Origin of the sequence: Nocardioides sp. NPDC000445 (assembly GCF_040300245.1) — a bacterium.
Taxonomy (GTDB): Bacteria; Actinomycetota; Actinomycetes; order Propionibacteriales; family Nocardioidaceae; genus Nocardioides.
The window spans coordinates 86,816-103,581 of the sequence record NZ_JBEPDH010000015.1; the positions used below are offsets into that span (position 1 = coordinate 86,816).

Below are 16,766 nucleotides of genomic sequence, written 5' to 3' on the forward strand. Positions count from 1 at the left end.
GGTAGTCCTAGAGGACGTACGCCTCGGCGCCGGTCTCGCTGACCATCGGTCGCCCGGCGGCGGCCCAGTCGAGCATCCCGCCGGCGAGGTTGACGACCTCGAAGCCCTGCTGGGCGAGGTAGTTGACCGCCTGGGCGCTGCGTCCGCCGACCTTGCAGACCACCAGGGTCTGGCCCTCGGGAAGCTCACCGAGGCGCGCTGGGAGCTCCTGGAGCGGGATGTGGGTCGCGCCCTCGATGTGGCCCGCGGCCCACTCGTCGTGCTCACGGACGTCCAGGACGGCCACGGGCAGGGGATCGGGCACGCCAGCGATCTCGACGGTGGGGATGGTCACCCGTCAAGCCTACTTGAGAAGCCGGGACATCCGGCGATCGGCGAGCGGCTTCCCGCCGGTCTGACAGGTGGGGCAGTACTGCAGGCTCGAGTCGGCGAAACTGACCTCGAGGACCGTGTCTCCGCAGACCGGACACTTCTTGCCGGCCTTGCCGTGCACCGCGAGGTTGGACTTCTTCTCGCCCTTCAGCTCGCTCATCGCCAGGCCGGAGTCGCGCTCGACGGCCTCCTGCAGGGTCGTCCGCAGCGCGTTGTAGAGGCTCTCGGACTCCTCCTCGGTCATCTCGGCGGGCTTGAACGGCGACATCTTCGCCGCCCACAGGATCTCGTCGGAGTAGGCGTTGCCGATGCCCGCGATGATCGACTGCATCCGCAGCACGCCCTTGATCTGCTTGCGGCCCTGACCTGCGAGGATCTCGCGGAAACGGGCCAGCGTGAAGTCGTCGGCCAGCGGGTCGGGGCCCAGCGAGGCGACGCCCGGGACGTCCTGCGGATCGTGGACGACGTAGAGCGCCAGGCGCTTCTTGGTGCCGCCCTCGGTGATGTCCAGCCCGGTGTCGTCGTCGAGCACGACCCGGATCGCCAGCCCGGACTTCGACCCCGGCCGGGGCGGTGTCGCCGGGATCTCGTCACGCCACCTGATCCAACCGCCGCGGGCCAGGTGGAGCACGAGATGGACGCCGCTCGCCTCGATGTCGATGAACTTGCCGTGGCGGGTCACGTTGTCGACGAGCGTGCCCTCGACCGCGGTCAGCGGGGGATCGTACGTCTTCAGTGCGCTGAACTGCGCGACGTGCACCTTCGTGATCGCGCGGCCGTCGAGGCGCCCGCGCAGGTCCTCGGCGAGCGCTTCCACCTCGGGGAGTTCCGGCATGTCCGCGAGTCTAGATCGTCAGGCTTGCGCGAGGGGAGGAAATCCCGCTACGATCGAACACGCGTTCGATGCTAGCGATCGATGTGAGAGTCTGCGCCTTTCTAGGGTTCATCCTAGAAAGGCGAATAGAGACCTACGCTCATGAAAGATGTGGCTCGCTAGCCAAATCTAAGACGCGTCCTAGAGATGTGGATATCGTCTGATCATGGACCCCATCCGCAATCCGTACGCTCCTGGCGCCGGTCAGCGGCCCCCTGAGCTCGCTGGTCGTAACGAGCAGCTCGGGCAGTTCGACGTGGTGCTGGAGCGGGTGGCGCGCGGTCGCCCGGAACGGTCGCTGGTGCTCACCGGGCTCCGCGGCGTCGGCAAGACGGTCCTGCTCAACACGTTGCGGTCCGCCGCGGTCCGCAAGGGCTGGGGCACCGGGAAGATGGAGGCTCGCCCCGATCAGTCGCTGCGCCGGCCGCTGTCGAGCGCCCTGCACCAGGCGGTGCGCGAGCTGGGTCATCCGAGCTCCGACGACGTCGACCACGTGCTCGGCGTGATCCGCTCCTTCGCCCAGCGGGAGGCCGGTCCCAACGCCAAGCTGCGCGAGCAGTGGTCGCCGGGCATCGAGGTCGCGGCGGTGCGGGGCAGGGCCGACTCCGGTGACATAGAGATCGACCTGGTCGAGCTGCTCACCGACGTCGGCGGGCTCGCCGCCGATGTCGGCAAGGGCGTCGGCGTCTTCATCGACGAGATGCAGGACCTCGGCCCCGACGACGTCTCGGCGATGTGCGCTGCCTGCCACGAGATCAGCCAGTCGGGGCTGCCGGTGATCGTCGTCGGCGCCGGCCTGCCGCACCTGCCGGCCGTGCTCTCGGCCAGCAAGTCCTACTCCGAGCGCCTCTTCTCCTACCAGCGCATCGACCGCCTCGAGCGGGAGGCCGCCGACCGTGCCCTCGCCGCTCCCGCTGGCGAGGAGGAGGCTGAGTTCGAGCCCGAAGCCCTCGCGGAGATGTACGCCGCCACCGGCGGCTACCCCTACTTCATCCAGGCCTACGGCAAGACCGTGTGGGACCAGGCACCGCGCTCCCCGATCACCGTCGAGGACGTGAAGGTCGCCGCCCCCGAGGCCGAGCGCGAGCTGGCGGTCGGCTTCTTCGGCTCGCGCTACGAGCGCGCCACCCCCGCGGAGCGGGACTACCTGCGGGCGATGGCCGACGCCGCCGTCGAGCTCGGTGCCGACGACATCGGCACCGTCGCCACCGCTGACGTCGCCGCCTTCCTCAACAAGAAGCCGCAGTCGCTCTCCCCGGCGCGTGACGCGCTGATGAAGAAGGGGCTGATCTACTCCGGCGAACGCGGCCGGATCGCGTTCACCGTTCCCCACTTCGGCCGCTACCTGCGCCAGCAGGGATGAGGCTGATCGGGTCATCGGTCACGTTCGCGAAGGCCGGATGACCCTCCCCGCGCCCTGAGGGATGCAGCAGCGTGGTGACACCATCACCTGCGAAGGGAAGCCCGATGGCCATTTCCCAGACCTCTGTCGTCGACGAGATCGACGCCGGCGCCTCCCGCTCGAAGCATCCGGCCCTGATGTTCCTCGGGGCGTCCGGCACGGTGACAGGAAGCCGGTTCCTGGTGACGGGCGGAGCCGATCGGTTGCTCGTGGACGCCGGTCTCTACCAGGGCGTACGTGACCTGCGACGGCTCAACTGGGCGCCGTTCCCGGTGCGGCCCGTGGACCTGGACGCCGTCGTGCTGACCCACGCGCACCTCGACCACACGGGCTATCTACCGCGGCTGGTGCGGGACGGCTTCGCCGGAGAGGCGCTGTGTACGCCGGGGACCGCAGCGCTGGCCGCGATCGTGCTGCGCGACAGCGCGCATCTTCAGGAGGAGGACGCGCGGTATGCCAACGAGGGTGGCTGGTCGAAGCACGACCCCGCGCTCCCGCTCTACACCTCGACAGACGTCGAGCGCACGCTCGAACGGCTGCATCCGATCGGGTTCGGTGAGCAGCGGTCGGTCGGCGAGATGGCCGTGACGCTGCGTCGCGCCGGACACATCCTCGGCTCGGCGGTGGCCGCGGTCGATGTCGGTGGTGCCCGAGTCGTCTTCAGCGGAGATCTGGGCCGGCCGGACCATCCCATCCTGCGAGCCTCCGTTCCCCCGCCGGCAGCCTCCACGCTGGTGCTCGAGTCGACCTATGGCGACCGCAGGCATCCTGCGCCCGACCCCGACCTGTTCGCGAGCGCCGTACGTCGCACGATCGACCGCGGCGGTGTCGTCCTCGTGCCCGCCTTCGCCGTGGACCGGACCGAGCTGGTCCTCCTGGAGCTGCTCCGGCTGCGTCGCGCCGGCGAGATCCCCAAGGTCCCGATCTTCGTCGACAGCCCGATGGCGCTGGACGCGCTCGACGTCTACCGGGCGGCCGCAGCGGTCCACAGCGACGAGCTCAAGGTCAGGCGGTCGGCGCCGTTGAGCGATCTCGACCAGCTGGATGTCCACCGGGTGCGGGACGCCGCCGGATCCGAGCGGCTCAACCGCCCCAAGGAGCCGTGCATCATCATCTCGGCCTCGGGGATGGCCACCGGCGGTCGGATCGTCCATCACCTGCTTCGCCAGCTCCCCGATCCACGCAACAGCATCGTGCTCACCGGCTACCAGGCCCAGGGCACCCGCGGACGGCAGCTGCTGGAAGGCGCCCGGGCGGTGAAGATGCACGGTCGGTACGTCCCGGTCCGGGCGGAGGTGGTCGCGATCTCGGACTTCAGCGTGCACGCCGACGCCGACGAGCTGGTCGCGTGGGTCGCCTCAGCGCCCGAGCTCCCGCAGACCGTCTACGTCGTGCACGGCGAGGCGAACGCATCGCGTGCCCTCGCGGACCGGATCCAGGACGAGCTCGGCATCGTGGCCGTGGTGCCCCGGCTGGGTGAACGGGTGCTCCTGAGCTAGGTGTCTGAGGCCTCGTGCTCGAAGTGCTCCACGAAGGCGTCCGAGCCCGGAAACACCAGGGCCTCGTGGCCGTTGTCGGACCAGCGTACGAGGTAGGGCGGGCTCCCGTCCTCGTGCCGGACCTCGAGGATCTCGGCGTCGCGTATCGGCTCGCCGACCTGGTGGCCACGGATCACCAGTCGGTCACCGACTGCTGCGTACAACATGTTCTTCTCCGTTCATCTACGTCGTCGACGCTAGGTGTCGGCGAGGCCGGGGGCAGCGGTCCAAAGGCCCTCGTGCCTGAGTCCTCGGGCCCGGCGGCTGACCTGACGGGCGACTCCGGGCCGGTCGAGGACCACCGTCCCGGTGTGCGGGAAGTTCGACCCTCCTCGGAGCGACGAGGAGCACCTAGCGTCGCGAGCACGTGCAGTCGAGAACGTACTGGGAAGGGTGGGATCGCCGATGACGATCGTCTGGTTCATCATCTGGCTCATCGCGAACAACGTGGGGGCCGATGAGCCCCTTCTGCTGGACCCGGTCAACGTCTGGACCGGCACCTTGATCCTCGCAATCGCGCTGGACCTCGCCGGGGCGCACGCAGGAACGGTGTCGTCGAGGCGAGAACGGTGAGCGCTCCGGGCGCCGCTGTGGGCCTCTCGGAGCCCGCGTGGCGACGTACCCTCGGTGCGATCTCCGCGTTGACCGGTGCGGCCGCGGTGGCCGGGTCGATCCAGCTGGTCACCGGCACCTTCACCCCGCCGGTCAGCGACCTGAGACCGCTGGGGCTGGAATCGTGGGTACTACCCGGTCTGTGGCTTGCCGGAAGCGTCGCGGTCCCGTGCGTGGGCACCGCGGTCCTGGCGTGGCGGCGGTCGCCATGGATGGGTCCGGCAGCGGTCGGATCCGGTGTGCTGCTCGGCGTGGAGCTGGCGGTCCAGGTGCCCTTCGTCGGCCTCGATCCCCTCCAAGGGGTCATGGGGATCGTCGCGGTCTCCCTGGTGGCCCTGGGGTGGTCGAGCGCCCGGCGGTCGGGGACCAAGGACCGGCCATAGCGGCACTTCGTCCCTGGGGCCGCCCCGCCGTCTCGGCGGATGCTCGACCGAGACGGAAGGAGACAGTCATGGCACATCCTGTGGTGCATTTCGAGATCGCCGGCGCGAACGGGGAGGGACTCGTCGCGTTCTACCGAGACCTGTTCGGCTGGAAGATCCAGCCGTCCGGGCCCGACTACTGGCTCGTGACGACCGAGGAGGGTGGGATCGGTGGCGGCCTGATGCAGACCCGTGACGAGATGCCCGCCTACGTCACGGTGTACGTCTCGACCGACGACCTCGAGGACAGCCTCCGTCGCGTCGGGGAGCTGGGCGGGGAGACCGTGGTCCCGCCCATGGAGATCCCGGGCGTCGGGAAGTTCGCCATGGTCCGCGATCCCGGCGGCAACATGATCGGCCTGTTCGATGAGTGACGTTCTCCCGGACCGACCTCGGTGGACTGCCGGCCGAATCATCGCCGTCGTGGTGGGCAGCGTCCTTCTGCTGATCTCGCTCGGTCTCATCGCCGGGGGCGGAGCCCTGGCCGTGGGCTCGGCCCAGCGAGACGATGACGGTTACCTGATGACCGACGAGACGACGATCTCCGCCCCTGGCCACGCGATCACCTCGGAGACGATCACCATCGAGACGGACGCCGGAGTGGACATGCCCGGCCGACTGATCGGCAAGACCAAGCTGGCCGTCACCTCGGCCGAGGAGGGACCGCTCTTCATCGGCCTTGCTCCCTCAGCGGAGGTCGATGCCTTCCTCGCCGGCGTCGGACATTCGACGATCGACGGCTTCGAGGGCCGCCACCCGACGTACGACGTCGTCGACGGCGGTGCCCCCGCGACGCTTCCCGCGGACGCCGGCTTCTGGACCGCCTCGACGTCCGGAACCGGGACTCGGTCGCTGACCTGGGAGGTCGAGTCGGGCGACTGGACCCTCGTGGTGATGAATGCCGATGGACATGCGCCGGTGACCGCTGAGGCGGCCGTCGGCGCGACCCTGCCGGCACTCGGCACGACGATCGGTGTGCTGCTCGTGAGCGGTGGCGTACTCCTGCTGGTGGCGCTCGCCCTCCTGATCGGTGGGCTGGTCTCGGCGAGTCGGGTGGGACGCCGGGCGCCTGTGCCGCCCAGGTGAGGGCGACGGGCCCGTTCCCGATCTGGACCCACTCCAACCAAACATGCCGAAAGTCGGTCTTCCCTTCGCGTACGGCCGGTGCTTGACTCAGGCATGGCTCGTGACGCACATCACATCGGGCCGTACTCCCGCAGCGAGCTCGGGCGCAGCATGAAGCGAGTGGAGGGAGAACCACGCATGCGGGGTTGGAAGAGGCTGTACGGGAAGAGAATGGGGCTCCTCACCATCGGAGCCGCAGGAGCGCTCGTCCTCGGTCTGACGTTGCCCGGCGCACCCGCCGGCAGCGCGCCGCCGTCGGACGACGATCGTGGCCGGGCCGCCAAGGAGCTCAAGGAGACCGGGTCCGACTACAACAACGGCAAGCGTCTCGGGGTCGAGCGGCACCGGGGCGATCTGGCCGGCAAGCAGGCACCGAAGGGACCCGCGAAGGTCGGCCAGAGCCGCACCTGGTTGGGGCTCGACGACGCCCAGGGAAGCATCTACCTCAAGGACTACACACTGCGAGGCGTCGGCGACAACATCGAGGTGTGGGTCGCCGAGGACCGGGCGTTCCCGGACGGTGACTGCCGCAACGCCCTCGGCCTGACCGAGGTCACCGACGCCCAGGTCTCGAACTTCATCTCGGAGTTCGACAACACCATCTACCCGATCGAGTCGGAGGAGTTCTCGGTCCCGCCCGACCGGGACGGCAAGCAGGCCACCCTGCCGGGGCTGATCCCCAACCTGCCGTCCTCGGAGTACAAGGGCGACGGCGACAACATCGTGGTCCTGGTCGACAACGTCCGGGACGCCAACTTCTACGAGCCCGCCACTCCGGACGGGCAGACCTACATCGCAGGCTTCTTCTACTCGGTCTTCAACGAGTACTTCGACCGCAACGTGATGAGCATCGATGTCTTCGACTGGCTGCACCGCACCGGCACCAACCCGCCCGACGACAGCACCGATCCGGCGTACGTCGCCTGCAACGAGGAGCTGAACAGCGCTCCCGGGCGGCTGGTCGGAGCACCTCGGCCGCTGCTGTACGAGGGCACCTTCGCGCACGAGTACCAGCACCTGCTGGAGTACTACGAGGACACCGACGAGGTCTCCTGGGTCAACGAGGGCCTCTCCGACTACGCCCAGACCCTGGTCGGCTACGTAGACCCGAGCACCCCACCTGACGATCCCGGCGCGGACTCGCACCTGGCGTGCTTCATGGGCTATCTCGATCCGGCGTTCGGTGGTTCGGAGAACTCGCTGACCGGCTGGGGCGACCAGGGTGGGCCGGAGACGCTGTGCGACTACGGCGCGGTCTACTCCTTCATGGAGTATCTGGCCAGCCACTACGGCCCGGACTTCCTCAGTGCCCTGCACCGCGAGGATGCCGGCGGACTCGAGGGGCTCCAGGTGGTGCTGGACCAGTTCGATGCCGGGATCTCCGCCCAGCAGACGATCCACGACTGGGCCGCCATGGTGGCTCTCGACGCGGCACTGGACGCCAACGGCGGCAACCTGAACGGCGGTGACGCGGCGACGTTCCAGGCCGACTCGCTCTCCGCGAAGGTCAACTGGGACAACCCGGAGTCGTGGAACGAGAGCGGCGCACCGCCGAACGGCTCGGACTACGTACGCCTGCGCGACGGCGCCGGGGCCTACCTCTCCGCGGGCGAGATCGATTCGATCGGCTTCGACGGGGCGTCGGCGTTGGAGCCCAAGCCGGTCGAGTGGACGGTGGACGCGACCCCGCCGGACGCCACGGCGGCCGACAGCAGCTGTGGTTCGCCGCCTCCCGACGGCACCGGAGCCGCAGCGCTCTACGCCGGCTGTGGGCCGAACCTCGACCGGTCGGTCGTGCGAGCGGTCGACGTGCCCGCCGGCGGAGCGTCGTTGACCTTCGACGCCCTCTGGGACGCCGAGGTCGGCTGGGACTTCGGCTACGTGCAGGTCTCCACCGACGGTGGTGAGACCTGGCAGAGCCTGGCCACCGCCGACACGACCAGCGAGCACGACCCGGGTGCCATCCCGACCGTGGTCGACAACCTGCCCGGCTTCTCCGGCGACTCCGGAGGCTGGCGGCCGCAGAGTGCGGACCTGTCGGCGTACGGCGGGCAGAACGTGCTGGTGGCGTTCCGCTACATCACCGACTCCGGGGTCGACGAGTCCGGTTTCTGGGTGCGTGACATCGCCGTCGGCGGCACCGCGCTGCCCAGCGACACCCTGGACGGCTGGCAGTCGATGTCGCAGGTCAACCCGACACCGGTCGAGGGCTGGACGGTCCAGCTGGTGGCGTACGGCCCGGCGGGCTCGCCCGCGTGGGTGCACACGCTCGCGCTGGACGAGTCGTTCGACGGCACCCTCAGTGGTGCTGCGCTCGACGCCGCGATCGGTGACACCGCCGAGACCGTGGCGGCGGTCGTGATGTTCGACGATCCGACGGAGAGCGTGTCCGACCCGGCGCGCTACACCCTGACGGTCGACGGGGTCACCCAACCGGGCGGCTGATCCCGGCACCCAACGAGCGGGCTGCGGTCGTCGATGGACGGCCGCAGCCCGCCGCTGTTCTACGGTGGACGACGTACGCGTCGAGAAGGAGACTGCATGTCGACCATCGCCGAACAGATCGTGTCCACCCTGTCCGCCAGCGGTGTCCGCCGCGTCTACGGGATCCCGGGTGACTCCCTCAACGGGTTCACCGACGCGCTCCGCAAGAACGGAGACATCAGCTGGATCCACGTACGTCACGAGGAGGCTGCTGCGTTCGCGGCCGCCGCCGACGCGGCCACCACGGGTGAGCTCGCAGTGGTCGCGGGGAGCTGCGGGCCGGGCAACCTCCACCTGATCAACGGCCTCTTCGACGCCAACCGCTCACGGGTTCCGGTGCTCGCGATCGCCGCTCACATCCCGACCGCCGAGATCGGCACCGGCTACTTCCAGGAGACGCACCCGCAGGAGCTGTTCCGGGAGTGCTCGGTCTACACCGAGTACGTCGCCCAGCCGAGCCAGATGCCGCACGTGCTCGAGATCGCGATGCGTACGGCGGTCGAGAGGCAGGGCGTGGCGGTGCTGGTGATCCCCGGCGACGTCGCGCTGGCCGAGTCCGTGGTCGAGCGGGCCGTGGAGATCCGCCCGACGCGCTCGCGGGTCATCCCCGACGAGGACGCCATCAGGCGGGCGGCAGACCTGCTCAACGCCGGCGAGAGAGTGACCATCCTCGCCGGTGCCGGCTGCGCTGGTGCGCACGACGAGGTGGTGGCTCTGGCCGAGACGCTCGGCGCCCCCGTGGTGCACGCGCTCCGCGGCAAGGAGTTCCTCGAGTACGACAACCCCTACGACGTGGGGATGACCGGCCTGCTCGGTTTCGCCTCCGGCTATCGCGCGATGGACCGGGCCGACACGCTGCTGATGCTCGGCACCGACTTCCCCTACCGGCAGTTCTTCCCGAAGCATGCCAAGACCATCCAGGTCGACGTACGCGGCGAGCAGCTCGGTCGTCGCCACCCGATCGACGTCGGGCTGGTCGGAACGGTCAAGGACACCGCCTCGGCCTTGTTGCCGCTGCTCGACCGGAGCGATGACCGGCGCCACCTGGACGACTCCCTGGACCACTACCGCCGCACCCGGACCAGGCTCGACGAGCTCGCCACCCCGTCCCGGTCGAAGGCGCCGATCCACCCGCAGTACCTCGCTCGGCTGGTCGACCAGACCGCCTCCGACGACGCGGTCTTCATCCCCGACGTCGGATCGCCGGTCGTGTGGGCGGCGCGGTACCTGACCATGAACGGTCGCCGGCGGCTGATCGGCTCCTTCGCCCACGGTTCGATGGCCAACGCGCTGTCGCAGGCGGTCGGCGCCCAGGTCGCCCATCCGGAGCGGCAGATCGTCGCGCTCGCCGGTGACGGCGGGCTCACCATGCTGCTCGGCGAGCTGGTCACCCTCATCCAGAACCGGCTCCCGGTCAAGCTCGTCGTCTTCAACAACTCCTCGCTGAACTTCGTCGAGCTGGAGATGAAGGCAGCCGGCTTCGTCACATACGGCACCGACCTGGTGAACCCGAACTTCGCCGACGTCGCCACCGCGATGGGCATCTACGCCCGCCGCGTCGAGCACTCGGCCGATCTCCCGGACGCCGTAGCCGATGTCCTCGGCCACGACGGCCCCGCCCTCCTCGACGTCGTCACCGAGCGTCAGGAGCTCTCCATCCCGCCCAACATCACCGCCGAGCAGCTCAAGGGCTTCACCCTCTACGCCCTGCGGTCCGTGATGTCGGGTCGGGGTGACGAGCTGATCGACCTCAGCAAGGCCAACCTGCGCCAGCTGTTCTAGCGGTCGCGTCCCGCCGTCTCGAGCAGACGCAGCCAGATCTCGCTCATCGTCGGGTAGGCCGGGACCGCATGCCAGAGCCGGTCGAGAGGGACCTCGCCGACGATCGCGATGGTCGCGGCGTGCAGCATCTCGGCGGTGTCGGGCCCGACCGCGGTGAAGCCGACCAGGACCTTGCGCTGCTCGTCGATGACCATCCGCGCCTGGCCGCGGTAGCCGTCGGCGTGCAGCGACGCTCCGGCGATCGAGCCGAGGTCGTAGTCGACGACGCCGACCTCGATGCCGGCGGCCTCGGCCGATTCGGCGGAGTGTCCGACCGCGACGACCTCGGGGTCGGTGAAGATCACCTGGGTGGTGGCTCGCTCGTCGGCGGTCGCGGCGTGGCGCCCCCAGGCGCTCAGGTCGGGCTTCTCGCCACGAGCACGTGCCGCGATCAGATCGCCCAGCCCGCGAGCCTGGTACTTCCCGTGGTGGGTCAGCAGCGCCCGATGGTTGACGTCGCCCGCGGCGTAGAGCCAGCCTTCCTCGAGCTGCCCGTTGTCGTCGACCACGGCCAGGGCGTCGTCGACCTTCAGCCAGCTGCCGGGCTCGAGGCCGACGTGCTCCAGACCGAGGTCCTTCGTGTTGGGCACCCGACCGGTGGCCACCAGCACCTCGTCCGCGGTCACCTCGGTGCCGTCGGAGAGAGTCACCCGCACCTCGCCGCCATCATCACGCCGCGCCTCGGACGCACCGGCGTCCAGATGAAGCGTGACCCCGTACGCCCGGAGCGCCTCGGCGACCTGCTCGCCGGCGAACTTCTCGACCCCCGGCAGGAGCCGGGTGCGGGAGATCAGCGTCACCTGCGACCCGAGGGCGCTGAAGGCGGTCGCCATCTCGGCGCCGACCACCCCGCCGCCGATGATCGCCAGGCGATCGGGAACGGACTGGGCGCCGGCGGCCTCGCGGTTGGTCCAGGGACCGACTTCCTCGAGTCCCGGGATCGGCGGGATGAGGGAGGAGCTGCCGGTGGAGACGACCACGGCGTGGCGTGCCTGAAGGTTGGTGGTCGTGCCGTCGTCGGCGGTGACGGTGACCGAGCGGGTGCCGGTGATGCGCCCGTGCCCGCGGACCAGGGTGATCCCGGCCCCGGTCAGCCACTCGACCTGACCGGTGTCCTTCCAGTTGGAGGTGAACCCGTCACGTCGAGCGAAGACGGCGGAGGCATCCAGCGTGCCCGTGACCGCCTGACCTGCGGCGGGAAGCGCGCGGGCGGCGCGCAGCGCCGCTGCGTCCCGAAGCAGGGCCTTCGTCGGCATGCATGCCCAGTAGGAGCACTCGCCGCCGACGAGCTCGCGCTCGACGATCGCTGCGGTCAGGCCGCCCTGCACGACTCGGTCTGCGACGTTCTCGCCGGTCGGGCCGGCGCCGATGACGATGACATCGACGGTCAGATCTTGGCTGGTGCTCGTCATGTCAGTTGACCTTACCCGCGCGCTGGCGCAGTCGGAGGGCAGAAATCAGGAAGAAGATGCCGCCCAGGGTCGCGTAGCCCGCGAGGCCGGTGAGTGACGCCTTCGGGCCGGTGGCCATCAGGATGAATCCGGTTCCGGCGAAGGTCGAGATCCCGCCGCTGAGGATCATCGCCCACTGACCACCGAGTCGGTAGCGGCGTACCGCGACGAACAGCTGGACCAGGCCGGCGGTGATCGCCCAGGCGCCCCACACCCGCAGGATGTCCGGGATCCCGGAGGTGGCCGCGACAGCGACGCCGACAGCGGTGAGCAGGCTGAGTGCCATGTTGACGTACAGCAGTACGCGCGGGCCCCTGGCGCCCGAGGTGCGGTGGTCGACAACGGCGGCCGCCACGTCGAACAGCGGGTAGACGACCAGCAGCGCGATGCTCGCCGCGTTGAGCGTGGTCGCGGTGAGTGCGACCAGCCCGGCCCAGACGATCGCGAACCCGAAGCGGAAGAAGTAGAGCCTCGGCAGTGCGCGGGGCGGGGCGGTCAGTGTGCCGGATCGACCGGTCTCGACGGAGGTGGACATCAGATCCCTTTCGTGGATCAAGCTGGGAGACAGAACGATCGTTCTACCTGGATCGAGAGTCTGTCGCAGCCGTCCGGAAAATGCAAGACCGATCGTTCTGTCTGCTAGCGTTGAGACCACGCGAACGAGAGGGATGACGGATGTCTGAGGCCCGGGACCGACTGCTCAGCACGGCGAGCCGGCTCTTCTACGCCGAGGGTCTGCACTCGGTCGGGGTGGATCGCGTGATCGCCGAGGCGCAGGTCACGCGGGCGACGCTCTATCGGCACTTCCGGAGCAAGGACGAGCTGGTCGTGGCGTACCTGACGCAGGCCGACGAGGCGATCCGGGCGCGCGTGAATGCCGCCCGGGCGGAGGTCGACGACCCCGACGAGCTCATCCGTGCCGTCGGCCGGTCGATCGCCGCGGACATCCAGGGCGAGGGGTTCCGTGGTTGCGCGTTCCTCAACGCCGCCGCCGAATACCCGGACCCGGAACACGTGGTCCATCAGGCGGTGCTGAAGCACCGAGAGTGGTTCCTGGCCACGATGACCGATCTCTTCGCGGCGACGGGGAAGCCTGATTCGGAGTTTGCCGGCCGCCACTTCGTCATGTTGCGAGACGGTGCGATGGCGGCCGGCTGTCTGACCGATCCCGCCCCGGTCGGCGAGACGTTCCTACGAGGGCTCGAAGGACTTCTGACCTACCGGAGCGGCCTGGGGTCAGTGCTCAGCTGACGCCGTTGTCGGCGAGGAACTCCTTGGCGACGGTGGCCGGGTCGGCCTTGTCGACCTGGACCTTGGCGAGAGCCTCGGTCAGGTTGGCGGTGGTGAGCGCCTCGGAGACCGCGTTGAGCGCGGTCTCGGCGTCGCTGCTGAGCGCCTCGGAGCGGATCAGCGGGACGACGTTCTGGGAGAGGAAGAGGTTCTCCGGGTCCTCCAGGACCACCCAACCGTTGGTGGGGATCGAGGAGTCGGTGGAGAAGACGTTGGCGACGTCGATGTCGCCCTTCGCCAGCGCACCGGTGGTCAGCGGGCCGCCGGCGTCGAGCGGCTTGAACTCCTTGAACGTGACCCCGTAGACCTCCTCGAGACCGACAAGACCCTGGTGGCGCTCCTTGAACTCCGGGGCGCCGCCGAGCGTGAGGTCCTTCGCGACGGGAGCCAGGTCCTCGATGCTCTTCAGGGAGTACTTCTCCGCCGTCTCCTTGGAGACGGTGAGGGTGTCCTTGTCCTCGGCCTCCGACTGCGGCAGGGTCTCGCTGCCCTCCGGCAGGACCTCCTGGAGCGCCTCGTAGACGTCCTCGGGCGCCGAGACGTTCTCCGGGACACCGTCCGGCTTCAGGTACGCCAGCAGGGCGCCGTTGTACTCCGGCAGCAGGTCGATGTCGCCGCTCTTGAAGGCCTCCATGTAGACCTCGCGGGACCCGATGTTGGGCTTGGTCTCGACCTTGACGCCCTCGGCCTCGAGAGCCTGGGCGTACATCTCCATGAGCAGCTCGCTCTCGGGGAAGTTGGCGGAGCCGACGACGATCGTGCCGCCGCCCGAGTCGGAGTCCGATCCCGAGTCGAGCGGGTCACCGCCGCAGGCGGTCAGGGTGCCTGCCACGGCGAGCGTCGCGAACAGATACGCGGTGGTGCGGATTCGGCGGGACATTGAGATACCTCTCGGGTTGCTGGGTTGGTCAGCCGGCGGGTGTGCCAGCGGGTCGGCCGGCGGGGCGGAGGGTGGTCGGGCGGTTGCCGGCCTCGCGGCCGTCGACGCCGGGCGAGACGAGGAGTCGCTGTACGCCCGCGAGCGCCAGGTCGATCGCGACCGCGAGCACGGCGAGCACGATCGCTCCGGCGACCACCTGGTCGTACTGGAGCGTCGCCAGCCCGTCGAAGAGATAGCGGCCGAGACCGCCGAGACCGGCGTACGCGGCGATGGTCGCGGTCGAGACCACCTGGAGCGACGCGTTGCGCAGGCCACCGATGATGATCGGCAGGGCGATCGGGACCTCGACGCGCCAGGCGATCTGGGTCTCGGTCATGCCGACGCCTCGCGCCGCGTCGACGGTCTCGTCGCCGACGGACTGGATGCCGGCGTACGTCGTGGCGAGGATGGGCGGGATGGCGAGCACGACCAGGGCGATCGTGACCGGGACCAGACCGATCCCGACCAGGCCGAGCGCGAGCATGAGTACGCCGAGGGTCGGCAGCGCGCGGCCGGCGTTGCCGAGGTTGATGGCGATCAGGGCGCCGCGGCCGGTGTGACCGATCAGCAGACCGATCGGGAACGCGATCACGGCCGCGATCGCCAGGGCGAGGACGGTGTAGCCGAGGTGCTCGAGGATGCGCTGGGGGAAGCCGTCAGGGCTGGTCAGCGACCAGTTGGCGGCGTCGAGCAGGTAGTCGAGACTCATCGCGCACCCGCTCGCGCCCACGGGGTGAGCCCGCGCTGGAGGGCGACGATGAGGACGTCGGCGATGACCGCGAGGGCGACCGAGAGGACCAGACCGATGATGATCGGCGGCAGGTAGAAGCCGAGCTGGAACCCGCGGGTGAAGAGCTGTCCGAGGCCGCCGATGCCGATCAGGGCCGCGATGCTGACCATGCTCACGTTGGCCACGGTCGCCACCCGCAGACCGGTCAGGATCACCGGCATGGCCAGCGGCAGCTGGACCGTGAACCAGCGGCGTACGGGTCGATAGCCCATCGCGGTCGCGGCCTGCAGGACGGTGGTGTCGACCGCGTCGAGACCGTCGGCCGTCGTGCGGACGAGCAGGGCGAGCGAGTAGAGGGTGAGCGCGATGATCACGTTGATGGGGTCGAGGACGCTGGTGCCGAGGATGCCCGGGAGCAGCAGGAGCAGCGCCAGCGACGGGACGGTGTAGATCACGCTGCCGGCGGTGAGCGCGATGTGGCGTGCCGGGACGTAGCGATGGACCAGGGCGCCCAGCGGCAGGGCGAGGACGAAGGCGATCGCCACCGGGATCAGAGCGAGCCAGATGTGCTGGACGAGCGCGGTGAGGACGTCGTCCGCGTTGGTCTCGAGATAGCGCCAGAGGTCCTTCACCCGGCCTCCTCCGCGGAAGCCAGGGCCGCCAGGCGCTCGCGATGCTGCGAACGTACGCTGCCGGCCAGGTCCTCGAGCAGGACCAGCCCGTCGGCTCGACCCTCGGCGTCGACGCGGATCGCCGCGCCGGCGGGCGAGAGGATGACCAGGTCGGTGACCGTACGCAGGTTGGCGCCGTCGCCGAAGGTGCCCTCGGTCGGGAGGAGCCCGTCGGAACCGCGCCAGCCCAGCGGTCGGCCGTCCTGGTCGACCTCGAGGGTGAGGCCGTCGACACCGTGGTCTATGGGCTTGAGCGTGACCGAGCTCCCGTCGGCGAAGCCGAGGCCCCGGAAGCCGCGGTCGCGACCGACGAGCGAGGCGACGAAGTCGTCGGCCGGCGCGGCGAGAAGGTCGGCGGGCGGGGCGAACTGGGCCAGGCGGGCGCCCTGGGCGAAGACGGCGACCTTGTCGCCGAGGCGGATCGCCTCGTCGGTGTCGTGGGTGACCAGGACGATCGTCTTGCCGAGCTCGCCCTGGAGCCGGAGCAGCTCCTGCTGGAGGTCGTCGCGGACGACCGGGTCGACGGCCGAGAACGGCTCGTCCATCAGCAGAACCGGCGGGTCGGCCGCGAGCGCCCGGGCGACCCCGACACGCTGCTGCTGGCCGCCCGAGAGCTGGGCCGGGTAGCGCTCGCCGAGGTTGGCGGCGAGCCCGACGCGCTCGAGCAGGTCCAGGGCGCTCGTGCGGGCTTCCCGGCGGGAGATGCCCTGCAGGATCGGGACGGTCGCGACGTTGTCGAGGACCGTGCGGTGCGGGAAGAGCCCGGCGCCCTGGATCACGTAGCCGATCTCGCGCCGCAGCTGCGCCTCCGGGCGGCTGGTGACGTCGTCACCGTCGATCAGGATCCGGCCGGAGGTCGGCTCGATCATCCGGTTGATCATCCGCAGCGCGGTCGTCTTGCCGCATCCGGACGGTCCGACGAACACGGTGATCTTCCCGGTGTCGACCGTCAGAGAGAGGTCTTCCACGGCAACGGTGCCGTCCGGATAGCGCTTGGTCACGCCCTCGAACTCGATCACAGCCACCGCTCCTGTCTGTTGTTCTTCACCTGCGGA

Annotated in this window: 17 protein-coding genes and 1 pseudogene; 9 read left to right on the forward strand and 9 right to left on the reverse strand. The window is 69.6% G+C overall.

The genetic code is table 11. The annotated features are described in order from the left end of the window. Positions 1–7 precede the first annotated feature (7 nt). Positions 8–334, reverse strand: a complete 327-nt coding sequence (locus ABT304_RS20070; RefSeq protein ID WP_160025962.1) for a rhodanese-like domain-containing protein — start codon at positions 332–334, stop codon at positions 8–10. Between the two features lie 9 nt (positions 335–343). After that, positions 344–1,207 (reverse strand): Fpg/Nei family DNA glycosylase, encoded by an 864-nt coding sequence (locus ABT304_RS20075; RefSeq protein ID WP_350717834.1) that lies wholly within the window; start codon positions 1,205–1,207, stop codon positions 344–346. Between the two features lie 205 nt (positions 1,208–1,412). Here ABT304_RS20075 and ABT304_RS20080 point away from each other — a divergent pair, with 205 nt between their 5' ends. Both ABT304_RS20080 and ABT304_RS20085 read left to right on the forward strand, forming a co-directional pair. Next, on the forward strand, positions 1,413–2,609 hold the full coding sequence (locus ABT304_RS20080) for a DUF8462 domain-containing protein (protein ID WP_350717836.1): 1,197 nt from the start codon (positions 1,413–1,415) through the stop codon (positions 2,607–2,609). Between the two features lie 104 nt (positions 2,610–2,713). Then, positions 2,714–4,147: an MBL fold metallo-hydrolase RNA specificity domain-containing protein gene (locus tag ABT304_RS20085; RefSeq protein WP_350717837.1), complete on the forward strand. Its 1,434-nt coding sequence runs from the start codon at positions 2,714–2,716 to the stop codon at positions 4,145–4,147. Here the strand turns inward: ABT304_RS20085 and ABT304_RS20090 are convergent. Then, positions 4,144–4,353, reverse strand: coding sequence for a DUF1918 domain-containing protein (locus ABT304_RS20090; protein ID WP_350717839.1), 210 nt, complete (start codon positions 4,351–4,353; stop codon positions 4,144–4,146). The two genes, ABT304_RS20085 and ABT304_RS20090, sit on opposite strands and share 4 nt — an antisense overlap. 238 nt (positions 4,354–4,591) lie before the next feature. On the opposite strand from ABT304_RS20090, the gene ABT304_RS20095 reads away from it, so the two are divergent. The 6 genes from ABT304_RS20095 (at position 4,592) to poxB (ending at position 10,611) form a co-directional block, all read left to right on the forward strand. Continuing rightward, positions 4,592–4,759 (forward strand): hypothetical protein, encoded by a 168-nt coding sequence (locus ABT304_RS20095; RefSeq protein ID WP_350717841.1) that lies wholly within the window; start codon positions 4,592–4,594, stop codon positions 4,757–4,759. Then, positions 4,756–5,181 (forward strand): hypothetical protein, encoded by a 426-nt coding sequence (locus ABT304_RS20100; RefSeq protein ID WP_350717843.1) that lies wholly within the window; start codon positions 4,756–4,758, stop codon positions 5,179–5,181. Before ABT304_RS20095 ends, ABT304_RS20100 begins: the two co-directional genes overlap by 4 nt. Positions 5,182–5,249: 68 nt before the next feature. Beyond that, positions 5,250–5,594 (forward strand): VOC family protein, encoded by a 345-nt coding sequence (locus ABT304_RS20105; RefSeq protein ID WP_350717844.1) that lies wholly within the window; start codon positions 5,250–5,252, stop codon positions 5,592–5,594. Then, positions 5,587–6,306: a hypothetical protein gene (locus tag ABT304_RS20110; RefSeq protein WP_350717846.1), complete on the forward strand. Its 720-nt coding sequence runs from the start codon at positions 5,587–5,589 to the stop codon at positions 6,304–6,306. Before ABT304_RS20105 ends, ABT304_RS20110 begins: the two co-directional genes overlap by 8 nt. Positions 6,307–6,516: 210 nt before the next feature. After that, complete coding sequence (locus tag ABT304_RS20115; RefSeq protein ID WP_350717847.1) at positions 6,517–8,790, forward strand: choice-of-anchor J domain-containing protein; 2,274 nt, start codon at positions 6,517–6,519, stop codon at positions 8,788–8,790. A gap of 96 nt (positions 8,791–8,886) precedes the next feature. Next, on the forward strand, positions 8,887–10,611 hold the full coding sequence (gene poxB / locus ABT304_RS20120; protein WP_350717849.1) for a ubiquinone-dependent pyruvate dehydrogenase: 1,725 nt from the start codon (positions 8,887–8,889) through the stop codon (positions 10,609–10,611). On the opposite strand, the gene ABT304_RS20125 is transcribed toward poxB, so the two are convergent. Then, positions 10,608–12,062, reverse strand: a complete 1,455-nt coding sequence (locus tag ABT304_RS20125; protein WP_350717851.1) for a dihydrolipoyl dehydrogenase family protein — start codon at positions 12,060–12,062, stop codon at positions 10,608–10,610. The two genes, poxB and ABT304_RS20125, sit on opposite strands and share 4 nt — an antisense overlap. A gap of 1 nt (position 12,063) precedes the next feature. Next, positions 12,064–12,636: a hypothetical protein gene (locus tag ABT304_RS20130; RefSeq protein ID WP_350717853.1), complete on the reverse strand. Its 573-nt coding sequence runs from the start codon at positions 12,634–12,636 to the stop codon at positions 12,064–12,066. Between the two features lie 140 nt (positions 12,637–12,776). On the opposite strand from ABT304_RS20130, the gene ABT304_RS20135 reads away from it, so the two are divergent. Beyond that, positions 12,777–13,352, forward strand: a complete 576-nt coding sequence (locus tag ABT304_RS20135; RefSeq protein WP_350717854.1) for a TetR/AcrR family transcriptional regulator — start codon at positions 12,777–12,779, stop codon at positions 13,350–13,352. Here ABT304_RS20135 and ABT304_RS20140 read toward each other — a convergent pair. The 4 genes and pseudogenes from ABT304_RS20140 to ABT304_RS20155 all read right to left on the reverse strand — a co-directional run. Continuing rightward, entirely contained in the window at positions 13,345–14,271 is a 927-nt protein-coding gene (locus tag ABT304_RS20140; RefSeq protein WP_350717856.1) for an ABC transporter substrate-binding protein, read from the reverse strand. The genes ABT304_RS20135 and ABT304_RS20140 overlap by 8 nt on opposite strands. A gap of 28 nt (positions 14,272–14,299) precedes the next feature. After that, positions 14,300–15,019, reverse strand: coding sequence for an ABC transporter permease (locus ABT304_RS20145; protein WP_350717858.1), 720 nt, complete (start codon positions 15,017–15,019; stop codon positions 14,300–14,302). After that, positions 15,016–15,672, reverse strand: a complete 657-nt coding sequence (locus ABT304_RS20150; RefSeq protein ID WP_350717860.1) for an ABC transporter permease — start codon at positions 15,670–15,672, stop codon at positions 15,016–15,018. Before ABT304_RS20150 ends, ABT304_RS20145 begins: the two co-directional genes overlap by 4 nt. A 335-nt stretch (positions 15,673–16,007) precedes the next feature. Further along, positions 16,008–16,730: pseudogene (locus ABT304_RS20155) on the reverse strand (ABC transporter ATP-binding protein); the annotation flags it as partial. Positions 16,731–16,766 lie beyond the last annotated feature (36 nt).